Raw genomic sequence first — 14,731 nt, forward strand, 5'->3', positions numbered from 1 at the left:
TGACCTACATGTCCAGCCACTCGTAGGGATCATAACTGCCGCGGCCGTATGGAGAATAGCGTTTTGGATTGATTCCCATCCCACCGCCACTGCCGCCACGGAAGGGGCGCGCGTTCTTGGGTGATGTTTTCGCTCTTCGCACGGCATCCTTCCTCTGCGAATCCTTTGTTACTTCGTCGATGTATTTTTTCTTTGCATCGTCTTCCAGCTTTTCTCTGGATGCCTTTTCCAATGTATCTAGGAACGGAGAGTCTTCGTCCGAAGTCTTCTGTCGCCGTTCGCGTTGAAGCGCATCGCGCCGTTCCTTCCGGCGGGCCGTGGCCCCATGCCGTTCCCGCTCGGCGGCCTGTGCTTCGGCAACCCGTTCGTTCATGGACTGCTCGGTCTCGCCACCCGGCTTCATCACGCCGTCGATCTTGAGCTTATTAGCCTTCTGATACGCCTTGATGCCGTCAAACATCGGCTCGTCCGGGTACGGCGTCATGCCGTATGAAGGTGTCTTGTAATGGCCGAGCGCCTTGAGCGTGGCCTTGGTCTGCAGCGTGTCGTCTTCGTGGACCTGTGCGGCACGGTCGACACGGCTCGCAAGTTTCAACGGATAAAACATTTGGTACTCCTTCGGTTTAAACATATGAAAGGGCCACGCCGGTTTTTCGGCGTGGCCCCACCCATACGGGCGCCAGGAAGCCCCGGCAGGCTGCGGACAGTTTTCTCTGTCCAGTGCGCGATCAGTCGGTGTCGCTACCGCCGATCTGCGTCATGTCGGCGATGTCGACGGTGCCGGATGCGTTGGCATTCACATAGAAAATGCCCCCCGCCGGCGTGCCGTCGGTATCGACGTTGGCGAACAGCATGTCCCCGACACGGAGCATGTCCGCCGCATCGTTGAAGTAGCCTGCCGTATCGACAGCCGCGGCGGTATCCACCGTCGTGTAGTGCCAGAGCGTGAAGCCGTTGGCATAGGCCAGCACGCTCAGATCCTTCGATTTGAAGGCCATGGTCGGTCTCCTTTCAGTTACTGATGATCAGGATTCGAGGCAGCGCATGGAAACCACGCCGGCCGTATCGACCAGCACCGCGCCCTGGCTCATCGAGTTGTTGATGAAGTTGGCGGCGCGGTCACCGTGCCACGTGATGTCGGTCTTCACTTCGGAACCGACGGCATGGCCGATCGCGGTCTTGTGGTACCAGTAGCAGTACCGGACGTTCGACGTCTTCGTCAGGCCCGAATGCGGCATCCACAAAGCGCCCAGCCAACGCTTGGCCTGGGTGCCTTTCCACGGCAGATCGTCATCGCCGATATAATCGGCATGCGCGAACTCCGAGATCGCCAGCAGGTCCGACCACTGTTTCCAGCCGACGATGGCATAACGCTCACCGTCATCCGGCACGTCGGCATCGCCGAGCATCTCGAACGCGCTCAGCACCTTGGCCTTGGTCAGGCCGTCGGCGCCGGTACCGGCATAGTTGGTCGAGGTGTCGAGCTGTTCGATGACCAGCTCATCGGTTTTACGCCCCAGTGCATAAGCACCGGCGCGCGCGATCACACCGCGCTCGTCGTGCGCGGTCTTGAGCTCGTCCAGACTGTCGACCCAGTCACCGGCGTAGTAGTCGTAGAGCGTACACTCCACCGGGTCGTGATCGACGTTCATCACCGGCACCTTGCCGTGACGCGCCTTGGTCGACGCCGTGCCCTTGCCGATCTTCTGGAAAGTGGTCGACGAGCCTTTGATGTCGTTCTTGGTCCGAACGGTGTTCCGAAGCTTCGAGCCCATCCGCTGGTAAGCAAGATGGACATCCGCCTGGAAATGTTTGACGAACGATTGTTCGACGGAAGTGGACATAGGTCCTTCTCCATTTCAGTTGATGTTAAGTTTGAGTGAAAACCGGCCGGCGCGGGTTGTGGCATGACGCCGTGTCATGCCGCCCACGCTGCCGGGACGCGCAATCAAGGCCGGGCGACACGAACATGTCCGCGCCCGGTTATCCTGATGCAAAAGTGAAAAATCGAATATTGTGATCTATAAATAGATCATTTATACTATACATGACTTGTTAATGGATCATAGTGACGAAATGGCGAAGCCTGCAAACAGAAGCTTTTCCCGCTATGCCCGCGAAGCTGCAGAGCTTCTGGGGATACAAATTCACAATGCCCGCATCGAACGCAGACTGAGTGTTAAGGAACTCGCGGAACGCGCAGGCGTATCGCGCGGTCTCGTTCAGCGCGTCGAACGGGGTGATCCGGGAAGTTCCATCGGGGCCGCTTTCGAACTGGCGGCGATCGTCGGCGTGCGCCTGTTCGATAACGACCCGTCAGCGTTGCCGCGCCACCTGTCCCAGGCGCGCGACAAACTTTCCCTGCTGCCGAAATCGGTCCGGCCTGCAAAAACAGAGGTGAATGATGACTTCTGATCCAAGCGCCGATGAAGCTTTTGTTTGGATTTGGCTGCCGGATGCTGCCGAACCTGTCGTCGCCGGGCGCGTTGCCCGCGACGCAGAGCGCCTGATCTTCAATTACGGTCAAAGCTATCTCGACCGCCCTGAAGCGATACCGATCTTTCTGCCGGAATTACCTCTGCGCAGCGGCGCCATCATGCCGGAGCCCGGACTGAACATGGCCGGGTGTCTGCGCGACGGCGCGCCGGACGCCTGGGGGCGGCGCGTGATCCTCAACCGGGTCTTCGGCCGGGAGGGTACAAATATCGAAATCGATGCGCTAGACGAGCTTGCATATCTTCTGCAATCGGGTTCCGACCGGATCGGCGCTCTGGACTTTCAGTTGTCTGCGCAAGAATACATACCCCGCGCTCCCCGGAGCGCAACACTCAAGGAACTTCAGAGCGCCGCTGAAATGGTCGAACAGGGCATCCCCTTGACGCCCGAACTGGAACTGGCGCTCAACCACGGGACGTCACTGGGCGGCGCTCGGCCAAAGGCGATGCTGATCGACGGCACCCGCAAGCTGATCGCCAAGTTCTCGTCCTCTTCCGATACGTATAATGTCGTCAAGGGTGAGTACGTCGCGATGCGTCTCGCGGCAATGGCGGGGCTCGACGTGGCCCCTGTCGTGCTGGAACGCGTACAGGGAAAAGAAGTGCTTCTGGTCGAACGCTTTGACCGAACCCCAACGGCGGGCGGCTGGCACCGCAAGGCGCTGGTGTCGGCCCTAACCATATTGGGTCTCGACGAGATGATGGCGCGCTATGCCAGTTACGAAGATCTGGCGGAGGTCATCCGCCACCGCTTTACGTCTCCGAAGGCAACGCTGCATGAGTTGTTCGGGCGCATCGTCTTCAATATCCTGTGCGGCAATACCGATGATCATGCCCGCAACCATGCGGCATTCTGGGACGGCACGTACCTGACCCTGACCCCGGCATACGACATTTGCCCGCAAGGCCGCGCCGGCAACGAAGCGAGTCAGGCAATGCTGATCACAGGCAACAACCGCATGAGTACGCTTGAAAACTGTCTGACGGCGACGCCGAACTTCCTGCTGGACGACAACGATGCGAAGGACATTATCGCCAAACAGATCGATGTCATTCGCGACAACTGGAATGCCGTGTGCGACGAGGCCTCAATGAACGACGTCGAGCGCACCCTGTTCCGTCAGCGCATGTTCCTGAACCCGTTTGCATTCGAAGGCGCACCAGAGTTCGGATAATCCTGCGGCGTCGGCGACCGCGTGCTCGTAGCGGGCGTACGGATCCTCGGGGTCGCAAGACTTAGCCTTTCAACCGGAACGTGCTAAAAAACCGCACCGGTCCTTGCATAACGGATGCAGGAACGGGACGACGGAGCATGTGATGAGCAACGGCAGCAAACCATCGATGAACACAAGAAAAAAACTGGTGTTTCTTGCCGCAGGCATCGGTGCATTTTTCCTCCTGATCAATCTGCTGCCGCAGCGGTGGCCGCTGTTCCCGGCGGAGGATTCCATCTTCCGTGCCGACCGCCTTCTCCGTGACGGAAAGTGTACGGAAGGGTACGCCATTTACGAAAAGTTGGCGGCGAAATCTCCCTCGGGTGCCGACTACCTCAGCATCGGCGACGACAAATATGAGGGCTTCTGCGGCGGGCAGGATATTAAAGGCGCCATCGAAGCCTATCGAAAGGCGGCATTTAAAGGCACGTGCTCCGCCAATTTCTATTTAGCCGCCGTCGCCCTCAAGCACCAGAACATCGACGGCGTCGATCAGGCCCCGCCCGCGAACAATCTACTTGCTGCAGCAATCTGTTCGAACGGGATTACTGATCAAGAACTGATCCATCGATATTTCAACAAGTTGACGAGGCATCGTGATGCGCTGGGTATCCAAGATAACGCCAACCTCAGGGATGCATTCCGAACGGCATTAGAAGGAAGAAAGTTCTACCTCTCTCTCCCTTATGAGCACAAACGACCTATCGCCGAGAATATGCGTGACGGTATCGGCTATGACGCCAATCCAGAGCCCCTCAGCAGGACCGCAGCCCGCAAACCATTGAAGTGAAAGATGGCAAGGTTTGGGACCAAGACACACCGTTACTCTCGCTGGCATTTCGCAAGGTCCGCCCTGGCTTGCGCGAGCATTCTGTTCGCTTCCGCCAAATCGGCAATCGTTTCCCTGTGTGCATCGTTTCTTTGCGTCATTTTGAGCCGAAGGTCACTCACTTCTTCCCGAAGTTCAGCCAGCTTGTTCAATAGCTTTCTTCGTTCGCGCAGATAATCGCCCTTGCGCGATCCGATCAGCGCATCGACGCCGGTGATGACGAGCGACGGATGCAGCCCGGCGCCGAGGTAGTAGGTCCGCATGCCGCGCAAAATGTCGAGGATCTGCTGCTTCTCACGTTCCAGTTCCATGACCTGGTTGGCGAGGTCGTTGATCTCGCGTTCCAGCTCGTCGGCGCGGGCTTCCAACGCTTCGACCTCGTCCTCGGCGTCGGCGACCGCGTGCTCGTAGCGGGCGCACGGATCCTCGGGGTCGCAAGACTTAGCTATTCAACCGGAACGTGCTAAAAAATCGCACCGGTCCTTGCATAACAAATGCAGGATCGGAACGATGGAGCACATCATGGACGATTTAAGTAGCTCGCCGCTGGTCGTACGCATGAAGACGTCAGCTATTATCGCTGTCTTACTGACGATACTAGGGCTGATATTCTTGTTGCCAATCGAGAAACCATTTTTTCTGGCAGACGACTCCGCCATCAGAGCCGACCGATTGCTTGCCGAAGGCAAATGCAAGGAAGGCTATGCCATTTACGAGAAGCGGGCCGCCGACGGCCGTTACGACGTTTCGTGGCAAACGGTCGGCAGATTGAAATACCGCGGCGCATGCGGTGGCCAGGACCTGCCCGGCGCTATCGCCGCTTACCGACAGGCCGCACGAGAAGGCGCTTGCGGTGCTAACTTCCGGCTCGCCGGAATCGCACTGCTTCATCCAGACGTGCCGGGCGTTACACAGGTATCACCAGCGAATAATCTATTCGCTTCTACGATGTGTGCCTTCAACACCAGTGATGACAAGATCGTTCCACTGTTTTTCGAGAGCAGGTCCTTGCCACCTGCTTTCGAACAGTTGAAGCCGCTGTTCCTGGAAGCCCTGGAACGACGCCGCAATTTCAAAACTTTAGCAGCGGACGAAAAGAAGAGGATCGTGACGGCACTCGTCAACGGTCATGGCTACGATGCCAATCCCAAAACCGACCGGTGAGGTGCAGACACACAATCGTCTAACTTCATTCGCCCGTCAGGAATCCTGTTCACAAGGTTCATTAACCTTCACAGCGCCGAAGATCGGCCTCAGCGCGGGCGAGCTGTCCACGTGCGTGTGCTAATTTTGCGCTCATATCTTGCCTTTCATGTAAAAAATCACGCATATCGTCGCGAACAGGATCGAGCACCCGTTGTATACGATCCAATTCGTCCAAAAGCTCTTCCCTCTGACGATAGAACTCTTCATCGCTCATCCCCAAGGCTCGGTTGAACTCTCCGACCCCGGCGTCCGGGTGTAGCTTGGCCCCGACGTAAACGGCCGTCATGCCCTGAAGCCGCTCAAGCACCTGCTGCTTCTCACGTTCCAGTTCCATGACCTGGTTGGCGAGGTCGTTGATCTCGCGTTCCAGCTCGTCGGTGCGGGCTTCCAACGCTTCGACCTCGTCCTCGGCGTCGGCAACCGCCTGTTCGTAGCGGGCGCACGGATCCTCGGGATCGCAAGACTTAGCCTTTCAACCGGAACGTGCTAAAAAACCGCACCGGTCCTTGCATAACGGATGTAGGATCGGAACAACGGAGCATGTGATGGGCAACGGCAGCAAACCACCGATGAACACAAGAAAAAAACTGGTGTTTCTTGCCGCAGGCATTGCCGTGTTTTTCGTGCTGATCAATTTGCTGCCGCAGCGGTGGCCGCTGTTCCCGGCGGAGGATTCCATCTTCCGTGCCGACCGCCTTCTCCGTGACGGCAAGTGCGAGGAAGGGTATGCCATTTTCGAGAAACTGGCCGCGAAAGAAGCGGCACCTGTGACATACCTCCGCATCGGCGATGACAAGTATGAAGGCCTCTGTGGCGGCAAGGATCCAGCAGGTGCCGTCAAAGCCTACCGAAAAGCGGCATTGAAAGGCATGTGCTCCGCAAATTTTTATCTGGCAGCTGTTGCTCTCATGCATCCGCAGATCGTCGGCGTCGAGCAAGCTCCGCCCGAGAACAATTTATTCGCGGCCACGATATGTTCACGCGGATTATCGGACGAGGAACTAATGCAACAGTATTTTATCGACTTTACTAGGCATCGTGATGCCCTAGGTGTTCTAGATAATGCTGGCCTACGGGATGCTTTTCGTGACGCATTACTGAAAAGGCAGGCGTACCTCCACCTGCCGGGCGAAAAGAGACGGTCCATCGCCAAAGATATTCGCGATGGCATCAATTATGACGCCAACCCGAATCCTCTGCGGTGGACCGAAACCCGAAAATCGTTGAAATGATTCTGGCACTATGCTCACAGGCTCAGCTAGCTTCTACGTGCGTTGACATTTCGCAAGGTCCGCCCTGGCTTGCGCGAGCATCCTGTTCGCTTCTGCCAGATCAGCAATCGACTCCCGATACGCATCCACCTTTAGCTGCATGATTGATCGAATATTGGCAACCTCGCCGCGAAGCTTGGTTAAATCGGCAAGAAGTTGATTCCTATCACGTAGATATTCCTTCTTGTCCGGTCCGAAAAACGCGTCGATCCCGGTAATGACGAGCGACGGATGCATCCCCGCGCCGAAGTAGTAGGTCCGCATGCCGCGCAAAATGTCGAGAATCTGCTGCTTCTGACGTTCCAGTTCCATGACCTGGTTAGCGAGGTCGTTGATCTCGCGTTCCAGCTCGTCGGCGCGGGCTTCCAACGCTTCGACCTCGTCCTCGGCGTCGGCAACCGCCTGTTCGTAGCGGGCGCACGGATCCTCGGGATCGTCCTGTCCATGATCGTTCTGGCCCGGATCGTCCGGTGTTTCGTTCGGTTCGTCCGGATCGTCCTGGCTGGGATCGTCGGGCACCGGCTTTTCATCTTCGCTGCCGGGATCGGTGGCCGCGCGGATTGAGCCCGGACGGGACGCAAGGCTCGGCGCGTCGGCTTGTGCCATTTCCGGATTCCGCTCTGCACCGTAATCACGGGTCATCTCACCCAGCGCGGATTCAAGCACGTCGCCCGCCTTTTCAACGAGAAGCGTGAGGCCGCGTTGGGCACGCTGGCGGTATTCAGCACTGGCCTGTTTAGCATCCGCTGCGGCTTTGCGGGCACCGGCGGCGCGTTTTTCCTCGAGCCTGCGCGCACGCTCGGCCTGTTCGTGGCGAGCGCGGGCGTCGGCACGCCGGGCGTCCTCGCGGGCTTTTTCAAGCCGGTCGCGGTCCTGCGCCTTGCGGTAGTCGGAGCGGGTTTCGTCGCTCAGGTTCGCCTTGATGCGTGCCTCGGCGGCGGCGACCGCGTCGTGCTTCGCATCGGCACGCAGTTTGGCGTTCAGCGCCGCGTCCCCGGTGGCAGGGGGCGGTGTGGATGGCTGTTTGACAAAGCCCTGCCCGGCAAGGCGCGAGAACGCCCGCTCCGTCGGCCCGCCCGGGTTGACGACACCGTCCCGCTTGAGGGTGCTGTCCATACGTTCCTGGGCACCGATGATGCCCTTGAACAGCGTTGCGTCGGCATGCGCCTGTGGTGCATCCATCAAACCGTTGGCGGCCAGTGCGCTTGAGACTTTCGTCACGTCCTTGGGTGCATTCTCACCCCCGATCCCGACGGACCCGGCAAGGTTTGTGCCCGATGCGCGTTCAGCCCGCGCGGCGGATGCGGTTTGAAGATTCCGTACGGCGGTATCTGCGGCTGCATTGTCGGTCGTACCCATAAATTGTCTCCTTCTTGATAAAAGGACGGGGGTGCCGCCGGAAGAGAACGGCACCCCCGCCAGTCACGGGGGAGCTGCGAATACCCCAAACGCGCTCGACCCCGAAGACCGGGTCCAACCCGGCCCCGGCCTCATACCCGGGCCGTGTGTCAGCCCGGGTAGAGCTTCTCGAAGCCGGCGCGGACTTTCTCGACCAGCGCCGGGTCCTGGTCGCGCCAGTAGCGCGGATCGGCCATCATGGCGCGAAGTTTCTTTTCGTCGAGATCGCCGGCTTGGCGATTGCCGTCCCGCGCGATGCCCGGTTCGTCCGCCTCCATCATGCGATGAAGTGCCAGCACGCCTTCGAACGAGGAGCCGAGCGCCTGCGTCACTTCTTCGGGCAGATGCGCTCTTGCCCAGTCACCAAGCTGTCGCGAGACCGTGTTCCAGCGTTCCTTGCCGCCGAAATACTCCTCAAGCCGGCCCTGAACGCCCGCCGTTTCGGCACCGCGGCGCGCGTCCTGCAGGTGCGGCTCGACGTATTTTTGCGCCAGGTCATAGACGAGTTGCGCCTGTTCGTTGGTGAACCCTGCCTGATGCAGAATTCTGTCGACATCGGGATCGCTCTGTTTGTCGCCGCAGTCGATGCAGTAATCTTCATGGGTCTCCGGGACAATTCCGGTGCCGCGCGAAAACCGTTGTTCCAGCGCCTGATACGAACGCCACAACGAGCCGGTACGAACCTGGCCCTTTTCCTCGTCCCAGAACTTGTCGGGCAGGCCCTTCGGACGCGCGCGCTTTGCCGGTGGCTCGCCGGTCATCTGCGACGGTTCGGTTTCGCTTGCGGAATTCGGTTGATGGTTTTCTTTCATAGTCTCAATCATGGTCGTCTCCTGTCAGTCGTTTATGTGATTTGAATTTGACTCGGACATAGGTCCGTTTCGGCCACGTTCGATCAGCACCTGAAGGTGGCTGACCAATTGACGTTGCCCTTCGAGATGACGCAGATGCGCATCCCCGCTGTCCGGCCCGAGCGCCCGCTCCAGCGTGATCGTGCGCAGATACGCCAGCAGCCTGCGCCCGTCCGCGCCCTGGAAACACCGCGCGGCAATTAACGCGAGTTCCGTCGGGTCCGGCCTGGGATCATCTGCAACCGCGTCACCCACACGGATCGGATTACTGGACATGCGTCACCTCCGGCGTTTCGGCGCCGGTTGGCTCGGCGCCTGCACCCGCTACGTCGGCACCTGGCGCCCCGGAGCCGAGCACATCGCCCAGCGCTCCCAGGAAATTGCCGTCGCCGAGACCCGGCAGCTGCGGCAGGTCGGCCGCGCCCCCCATCGGCAGGTCGGCCATTTCGTCATCGCTGCGCAGGATGTCTTCCGGCACGCCGTAAGCGGCGGCCAGATAACGCGACGTCTTGATCGGATCCATCAGCTTCATGGCTTCAGGGCCCAGCGCATTGACGGCGGTGATCCATTCACGGACCAACCCGGCATCGCGTTGGCGCCGGTGATTGGCGAGCGGCGAAGTGTAGGTCATCTCGACGACACGGCTGTCGATTTCAAAACGCGTGATCTCGCCCCGGCGCTGCAGGATACCGACGGCCCGGAGCGCCAGCGGCGTCAGCAGTTCCGATTGCAGCCGCCCGTAGGTCGCCCCCAGAAGCCGTGCCATTTCCAGCGAACGTTCGACGACTTCCGTCGCCGACATGTCCGGCTTGTCGGGCTGGCCCAGCATGTCGACCATCAATGCATGACGGATGCGGCTGCGCATCTGTTCAAGAACGTCGGTCGACAGCGTCATGTCGTTGGCCGGCTTCAAAGGCGTCAGGCCGGCGGACCCGACCGCCTTCGGAATGATGGTGCCCGGCTCAAGCTTGATCGTCGCCGGGTTCAACACCCCGTCGTCGTCGGCCTGCCAGATCCCGGTAACGGCGATAGACGCGTTCTTAAGGATCAGCTCGACCACCTTGTTCGCGGTCTTGATGTCGGGCAGCGCCTTCATCACCGGCGAGCGGCCGTAGATCTCACCGGGCGCCTTGACCCAGCGGAAGTTGATGAACGGCGAGGATCGGAACGTGCCGGACCGCAGCACCCGGGCCTCATTGCCGGCACCTTCACCGGCTTCACGGACGGCGACATAGTCATAGCCGCGCTTCCCCGGATAGACGGCTTCGATCACGGCAACTTTCATGTCGGCGTTTTCGTCTTCGGCTTCCTTGTCGCCCTGCACCGCCTCGGGATAGCGCTCGGCAAATTGCATCATCGTCAGTTCGCTGCGCCGGAACGTGCCATCGAGCCGCCCCGACAGGCTTTCCTCGAACACCACCTCGGCAAGCGGCACGGCGGTGAACCGGAACGCCGAGGCTTCTCCGATAGGCGCCTCCTCGAACATCAGGCACGCGGTGCCCGCCGTCACCAGATCGAGATAGCACTGGTGCATTTCGACAGCGAAGTTTGAACGGTCGAAATGCCCTTGCAGCGCCGCCGCCGTATGGCCGAGAAGGTCGGCCATGGCATCGTGCTGCGCCTCGGGTGCCTCGCGGCCGGGCTTGAAGTCGAACCAGCGGCCCCATGGGGGGGTCAGTTCCGACAGCAGGCTGGCGGCTAGCTGATCCACGGCATCGGTCGCCGTCGCATCGTAAAGTCGTGTGCCCTTCTTGGCCCCGGGCGAAGCCCCGGCAATCACGGCGTCGCGTTGCGGCAAAGCGAATTCATAACATTCACGCCAATGCCCTTCCCAAGGCTGGCGGCGTTCCTTGGCACGGGTATAGCGCTGGATCAATTTTTCCGGATCGAGTGTCGTTTCTTTCTCGCTCATGATCAGTCTCCAAGCTTGTCTTTAAGCCCGCTGCCCGCCGCCTGAGCGGGAGCGCTGCTTTGTTCAAGTACGCCACGCTCCGACGTGGCGATGGTCCCTGCACGTCCGCGGCGGCGGCGCTCGATAGCCTCGAGCCTGCGTTTACGTTCGTCCTCGGCCGGGTCCGTCACCGGTGTCGGCGGCGGCAGTGGCGGTGCGGACGGTGCGGAAAAGAATCCACCCATGTTCATTCTCCTTATCTAAGGTTCAGGCACAAAAAAGGGCGCCCGAATGGACGCCCTGCGAAAAAAGTTCATTATTTCTGAAGTTATTGAGCGTTTGGCCGCCAATTCATGCCAAAGCCCGGCCAATATACAAAAGCCCCGGATTGCGGACACACTTGTCCCCGGGACTTGAGGTAACTATAAAAAATACCTATCCGTGTGTCAATAAAATTTTTTCATTTATACAGTGTGTCGCAAATCTGTCCTTCATGACGGCATACGACACCATGACATCGTCGCGCGGGTCGCCCTCATGCGCCGGGAATTCCTCCCGGTCGGGCATCGGCTCGGCGATGTCGGTGCGTGGTGAAGCACCGTTACCATCGAGCACGTCCTTGAACATTCCCTGCATGATCATCGCCTTGCCGAGCGGTGTTTTCAGGAATGCAGGATCGCGGGCGAGTTTTTCGAGATCCTCGCCTGCGCTCTTCAACGCCTTGTCGATATCCTCGGGCGAGGCCGGTGCGGCGCCGCCCGGAAACGGCGCGGCCCCCGGCATCGGTGGTGCGAGCAGAACTATTTCAGGGTTAGGTCGGTGACTGCCTTGATGAGATCGCAGTGCATTCGTTCCGCCGCAGTTTCCTCCGGCGAGCCGCTATCGAATTTTTTCAGCGCACTATAGCTTGCATATAGCTCTGCAATTTCCGAGTTCGGATGATCCTGTGCATAGTAAAACGGCATCAGGTCCTCGACCTTGCCGTTCGCTTGACGCCAATTCGACGCACGAGAACTCAGCGCACCATCTAACAAGAGCCCGAAAAACCCTCTTGGACCGTCGTAGCCTTTCTCGACCAGCGGCACGATAATCATTTCGCCAATTTCGACGTAGAACGTATCCGTAGATTCCAGGTAATAGCGGAGCCGTTTCCGGTGCCAGTCATTCAAATGCGCGCCATAGAATTCGACAGGGGTGTTAAGGGAATTGGCATCACAAAATGGCCGATAGGGCCGCATCGGCAGATACGCGATCGCGCAAAGAAGTATACCGACGATAGCATATCCAATTATCCATTTCTGCCACTCGGGCATGGGCTTGCGGCTTCGCCTTGGTTCGTTGGTATTTCGATCTTGTGTCATTCTTCCGTCCCGCTTGCATCGTATGCCTGCGTTTACCATCGTATGTCTGCGTTTACCTATGTCAGGTCCAAAGCGCTTTTGTCACACCGCCATCCTAAAATGGCGGTGTGACTGAAAAGCGGCGGTTTATGGCTTAGCCTGATTGGGCTTTGTGTCGTGCCAATTAAAGCGGGGATTGGTCCCAGACCCGGTTGATCTTGTAGTTGTGGGCGATGCCGGCGTCCGCCAACTCCTTCGCCCCCATCACATCGCCGAGATCACCGGATTCGAAGTCATAGTTCTCGTTCCCGTCATGAACGACGCGACCTTTGATGTGGATTTTATTTGCTGCGGAATGCTATTTCAGGTTCGGATCGGTGATGGCTTGATACAGGTCGCACTTCAATTCGGATTTCTGCAATCGGTCGAGTTTTTTTGGATTGTCGCCAAATACAGCCTCGGAATAGGCGCGGTCCAGTTTGGCAATCTCGGAATCGGGGTGTGCATTGACATAACGCTGCACAGACCAGGATGCGATCTTGGCGTTGGTTTGTCCCCAAATAAAATCAAGTGGATCTATAAGTAGAAGCAAGACCCGCCCTAACGGATCAACGGGATTTGCCTCGTCACCATTTTCGATAAATGGCACCAACACCATATCATTTATTTCCAGATACAGCGTGTTGGACCCAGAAAAATAATTTTTCAGGGTTTCGCGATAAATTTTCGACAATTTTGGGCCGTAGACTTCATTCGGCAGTTTAACGGACTCGGTTTCGCAAAACGGTCGGTGTAACTGTACCGGCATGTAGCTTATCCAAAGAACCACGATTGCCGACAGCCCCCAAATGAACCAGCGTCTGTTCGACTTCCGGCGACGCCGCTTTTCTCCACCAGTTGCTTTATCAAATAAGTCGTTATTTTTTTCCAAAATTCACTCCTACCTTTAACTGCTTGTTTCTATTGCCACTTATGCAAGGACCATAGGGAAAATTCACACCGCCACTCGAAAGTGACGGTGTGAATCTTTTCAAGCCCCACTTACTTGCCCGGCACCTTGTCGAACCACTTGATGTTCGGATTCGAAAGAATATTGCCATGCGAGCCGGACGTTACATCTACAGTCCCCTCGAAGGTCTGACTCCACTTGCGAATTGTGCGGAAATTATGGGCGAGACCGGCATCGGCTAATCCCTTCGCACCCATCACATCGCCGAGATCACCGGATTCGAAGTCATAGTTCTCGTTCCCCTCATGAACGACGCGACCTTTGATGTGGACCTTGTTGTCGCAATGGGAAAGTTGGCTATTCCAAGCTCGGATCAACAATGCGCTTGGTGAGTTCGCAAAACCGAACATCCTTATCCAAATACGAACCCCGCTCACCGCTCCCCAATTGGGTATCCCACGTCACATACATCTTCGATATCTCTGAATTCGGGTGTTTTTTCTTAAAATTGGAAAGAGCGTTATAAGCCACTTTCCAATGCGTCGAATCCCATGATCTGTCTGTGTCGTTGAAGACAATATCGAAGAACCGCTCTACTCTGCTATTGCGAGAATCAGACAATCCCGGATGGACGAGCGGCACCAATACACGGTCGCCGATTTCGAAAAAAGGGACGCCACTGTTTGCCAGCGCACGGGTGAGAGTTTCCCGATAGTACGTGGAGAGATGCGTCCCGTAATGTTCACCCCGCCACCCCTCATTCCCGGCGCCGCAATAGGGGTTGTAAAACGTCATGGGCATCGTTGTTACCCACCAAACGGCAATGCCCATAACGGTAAGGACGGCCAGCCTCTGTCGCCATTTGGCCCGAACTCGGCGTTTGCGTTCGTTTTCATCGTTGCTTTGGTCGTCGGTCATGCTGAAATCCTGTCCGTATCTTGTGCTTGCTTTCGCTCATGATAGGTCTAGAGCGCTTTTGTCACACCGCCATCCTAAAATGACGGTGTGACTGAAAAGCGGCGGTTTATCGTTTAGGACGAGCCTCCGGCAGATTGCTCCAAGTGAAGCGCGGATTGGCCAATTCCTCTCCGTTAGGTGTCTGCACGATATCGACCGTCCCTTCGAAGGATTGGTCCCAGACCCGGTTGATCTTGTAGTTGTGGGCGATGCCGGCGTCCGCCAACTCCTTCGCCCCCATCACATCGCCGAGATCACCAGGTTCGAAATCATATGTCTCCGAGCCATCTTGATCGACGCGGCCTTGATGTGGATATTGTTGCTGCAACG

21 protein-coding genes are annotated in these 14,731 nt (G+C 57.9%); 5 read left to right on the top strand and 16 right to left on the bottom strand.

The annotated features are described in order from the left end of the window. Positions 1–4 precede the first annotated feature (4 nt). The 3 genes from L2D14_01485 to L2D14_01495 form a co-directional block, all read right to left on the bottom strand. The gene (locus L2D14_01485; GenBank protein WNK00113.1) at positions 5–607 is read right to left on the bottom strand and encodes a hypothetical protein; all 603 of its coding nucleotides are present in this window, start codon (positions 605–607) and stop codon (positions 5–7) included. 121 nt (positions 608–728) lie between these two features. Beyond that, positions 729–998: a hypothetical protein gene (locus tag L2D14_01490; GenBank protein ID WNK00114.1), complete on the bottom strand. Its 270-nt coding sequence runs from the start codon at positions 996–998 to the stop codon at positions 729–731. Positions 999–1,025: 27 nt separating this feature from the next. Continuing rightward, positions 1,026–1,844, bottom strand: a complete 819-nt coding sequence (locus L2D14_01495) for a phage capsid protein (protein WNK00115.1) — start codon at positions 1,842–1,844, stop codon at positions 1,026–1,028. 214 nt (positions 1,845–2,058) lie between these two features. Between L2D14_01495 and L2D14_01500 the strand changes: the two genes are divergently transcribed. The 3 genes from L2D14_01500 to L2D14_01510 all read left to right on the top strand — a co-directional run bounded on the left by L2D14_01500 (position 2,059) and on the right by L2D14_01510 (position 4,499). Then, entirely contained in the window at positions 2,059–2,415 is a 357-nt protein-coding gene (locus tag L2D14_01500) for a helix-turn-helix transcriptional regulator (protein ID WNK00116.1), read from the top strand. Then, positions 2,402–3,670: a type II toxin-antitoxin system HipA family toxin gene (locus L2D14_01505; GenBank protein ID WNK00117.1), complete on the top strand. Its 1,269-nt coding sequence runs from the start codon at positions 2,402–2,404 to the stop codon at positions 3,668–3,670. Before L2D14_01500 ends, L2D14_01505 begins: the two co-directional genes overlap by 14 nt. Positions 3,671–3,812: 142 nt before the next feature. Continuing rightward, the gene (locus L2D14_01510; GenBank protein WNK00118.1) at positions 3,813–4,499 is read left to right on the top strand and encodes a hypothetical protein; all 687 of its coding nucleotides are present in this window, start codon (positions 3,813–3,815) and stop codon (positions 4,497–4,499) included. A 32-nt stretch (positions 4,500–4,531) separates the two neighbouring features. Here the strand turns inward: L2D14_01510 and L2D14_01515 are convergent, their stop codons facing one another. Next, the gene (locus tag L2D14_01515; GenBank protein ID WNK00119.1) at positions 4,532–4,906 is read right to left on the bottom strand and encodes a hypothetical protein; all 375 of its coding nucleotides are present in this window, start codon (positions 4,904–4,906) and stop codon (positions 4,532–4,534) included. A 154-nt stretch (positions 4,907–5,060) separates the two neighbouring features. Between L2D14_01515 and L2D14_01520 the strand changes: the two genes are divergently transcribed. Next, complete coding sequence (locus L2D14_01520) at positions 5,061–5,702, top strand: hypothetical protein (protein WNK00120.1); 642 nt, start codon at positions 5,061–5,063, stop codon at positions 5,700–5,702. A gap of 61 nt (positions 5,703–5,763) precedes the next feature. On the opposite strand, the gene L2D14_01525 is transcribed toward L2D14_01520, so the two are convergent. Beyond that, positions 5,764–6,135, bottom strand: a complete 372-nt coding sequence (locus L2D14_01525) for a hypothetical protein (protein ID WNK00121.1) — start codon at positions 6,133–6,135, stop codon at positions 5,764–5,766. 154 nt (positions 6,136–6,289) lie between these two features. Here L2D14_01525 and L2D14_01530 point away from each other — a divergent pair, with 154 nt between their 5' ends. Continuing rightward, positions 6,290–6,976 carry a hypothetical protein gene (locus L2D14_01530; protein WNK00122.1) on the top strand — a complete coding sequence of 229 codons (687 nt, stop codon included), beginning with the start codon at positions 6,290–6,292 and terminating at the stop codon, positions 6,974–6,976. A gap of 33 nt (positions 6,977–7,009) precedes the next feature. Here the strand turns inward: L2D14_01530 and L2D14_01535 are convergent, their stop codons facing one another. From L2D14_01535 to L2D14_01585, 11 genes are all read right to left on the bottom strand, one after another. Next, a complete protein-coding gene (locus L2D14_01535; protein ID WNK00123.1) occupies positions 7,010–8,374 on the bottom strand; it encodes a hypothetical protein in 1,365 nt (454 codons plus the stop codon). Between the two features lie 149 nt (positions 8,375–8,523). Further along, positions 8,524–9,237 (bottom strand): hypothetical protein, encoded by a 714-nt coding sequence (locus tag L2D14_01540; GenBank protein WNK00124.1) that lies wholly within the window; start codon positions 9,235–9,237, stop codon positions 8,524–8,526. Positions 9,238–9,249: 12 nt separating this feature from the next. Continuing rightward, entirely contained in the window at positions 9,250–9,540 is a 291-nt protein-coding gene (locus L2D14_01545; GenBank protein ID WNK00125.1) for a hypothetical protein, read from the bottom strand. Continuing rightward, positions 9,530–11,176, bottom strand: coding sequence for a portal protein (locus L2D14_01550; protein WNK00126.1), 1,647 nt, complete (start codon positions 11,174–11,176; stop codon positions 9,530–9,532). Before L2D14_01550 ends, L2D14_01545 begins: the two co-directional genes overlap by 11 nt. 2 nt (positions 11,177–11,178) lie before the next feature. Next, positions 11,179–11,400, bottom strand: a complete 222-nt coding sequence (locus L2D14_01555; protein WNK00127.1) for a hypothetical protein — start codon at positions 11,398–11,400, stop codon at positions 11,179–11,181. 190 nt (positions 11,401–11,590) lie between these two features. Then, positions 11,591–11,938, bottom strand: a complete 348-nt coding sequence (locus tag L2D14_01560; GenBank protein ID WNK00128.1) for a hypothetical protein — start codon at positions 11,936–11,938, stop codon at positions 11,591–11,593. Positions 11,939–11,955: 17 nt separating this feature from the next. Next, positions 11,956–12,516 carry a hypothetical protein gene (locus L2D14_01565; protein ID WNK00129.1) on the bottom strand — a complete coding sequence of 187 codons (561 nt, stop codon included), beginning with the start codon at positions 12,514–12,516 and terminating at the stop codon, positions 11,956–11,958. A 337-nt stretch (positions 12,517–12,853) separates the two neighbouring features. Continuing rightward, complete coding sequence (locus tag L2D14_01570; GenBank protein ID WNK00130.1) at positions 12,854–13,426, bottom strand: hypothetical protein; 573 nt, start codon at positions 13,424–13,426, stop codon at positions 12,854–12,856. Positions 13,427–13,536: 110 nt separating this feature from the next. After that, positions 13,537–13,821 (bottom strand): hypothetical protein, encoded by a 285-nt coding sequence (locus tag L2D14_01575; GenBank protein WNK00131.1) that lies wholly within the window; start codon positions 13,819–13,821, stop codon positions 13,537–13,539. Further along, positions 13,802–14,362 (bottom strand): hypothetical protein, encoded by a 561-nt coding sequence (locus tag L2D14_01580; protein ID WNK00132.1) that lies wholly within the window; start codon positions 14,360–14,362, stop codon positions 13,802–13,804. Before L2D14_01580 ends, L2D14_01575 begins: the two co-directional genes overlap by 20 nt. Positions 14,363–14,468: 106 nt before the next feature. Continuing rightward, positions 14,469–14,729, bottom strand: a complete 261-nt coding sequence (locus L2D14_01585; GenBank protein WNK00133.1) for a hypothetical protein — start codon at positions 14,727–14,729, stop codon at positions 14,469–14,471. Between the last annotated feature and the right edge of the window lie 2 nt (positions 14,730–14,731).

This window comes from Thalassospiraceae bacterium LMO-JJ14 (genome assembly GCA_021555105.2).
Taxonomy (GTDB): Bacteria; Pseudomonadota; Alphaproteobacteria; order Rhodospirillales; family Casp-alpha2; genus UBA4479.

Excerpts from the sequence above, each read along its gene's own strand:
- L2D14_01545 (WNK00125.1), bottom strand. The coding sequence starts at position 9,540 with ATGTCCAGTAATCCGATCCGTGTGGGTGACGCGGTTGCAGATGATCCC.
- L2D14_01495 (WNK00115.1), bottom strand. The coding sequence starts at position 1,844 with ATGTCCACTTCCGTCGAACAATCGTTCGTCAAACATTTCCAGGCGGAT.
- L2D14_01535 (WNK00123.1), bottom strand. The coding sequence starts at position 8,374 with ATGGGTACGACCGACAATGCAGCCGCAGATACCGCCGTACGGAATCTT.
- L2D14_01530 (WNK00122.1), top strand. The coding sequence starts at position 6,290 with ATGGGCAACGGCAGCAAACCACCGATGAACACAAGAAAAAAACTGGTG.
- L2D14_01490 (WNK00114.1), bottom strand. The coding sequence starts at position 998 with ATGGCCTTCAAATCGAAGGATCTGAGCGTGCTGGCCTATGCCAACGGC.
- L2D14_01500 (WNK00116.1), top strand. The coding sequence starts at position 2,059 with ATGGATCATAGTGACGAAATGGCGAAGCCTGCAAACAGAAGCTTTTCC.
- L2D14_01555 (WNK00127.1), bottom strand. The coding sequence starts at position 11,400 with ATGGGTGGATTCTTTTCCGCACCGTCCGCACCGCCACTGCCGCCGCCG.
- L2D14_01505 (WNK00117.1), top strand. The coding sequence starts at position 2,402 with ATGATGACTTCTGATCCAAGCGCCGATGAAGCTTTTGTTTGGATTTGG.
- L2D14_01510 (WNK00118.1), top strand. The coding sequence starts at position 3,813 with ATGAGCAACGGCAGCAAACCATCGATGAACACAAGAAAAAAACTGGTG.
- L2D14_01560 (WNK00128.1), bottom strand. The coding sequence starts at position 11,938 with ATGCCGGGGGCCGCGCCGTTTCCGGGCGGCGCCGCACCGGCCTCGCCC.
- L2D14_01485 (WNK00113.1), bottom strand. The coding sequence starts at position 607 with ATGTTTTATCCGTTGAAACTTGCGAGCCGTGTCGACCGTGCCGCACAG.
- L2D14_01520 (WNK00120.1), top strand. The coding sequence starts at position 5,061 with ATGGACGATTTAAGTAGCTCGCCGCTGGTCGTACGCATGAAGACGTCA.
- L2D14_01540 (WNK00124.1), bottom strand. The coding sequence starts at position 9,237 with ATGATTGAGACTATGAAAGAAAACCATCAACCGAATTCCGCAAGCGAA.
- L2D14_01565 (WNK00129.1), bottom strand. The coding sequence starts at position 12,516 with ATGACACAAGATCGAAATACCAACGAACCAAGGCGAAGCCGCAAGCCC.
- L2D14_01580 (WNK00132.1), bottom strand. The coding sequence starts at position 14,362 with ATGACCGACGACCAAAGCAACGATGAAAACGAACGCAAACGCCGAGTT.
- L2D14_01550 (WNK00126.1), bottom strand. The coding sequence starts at position 11,176 with ATGAGCGAGAAAGAAACGACACTCGATCCGGAAAAATTGATCCAGCGC.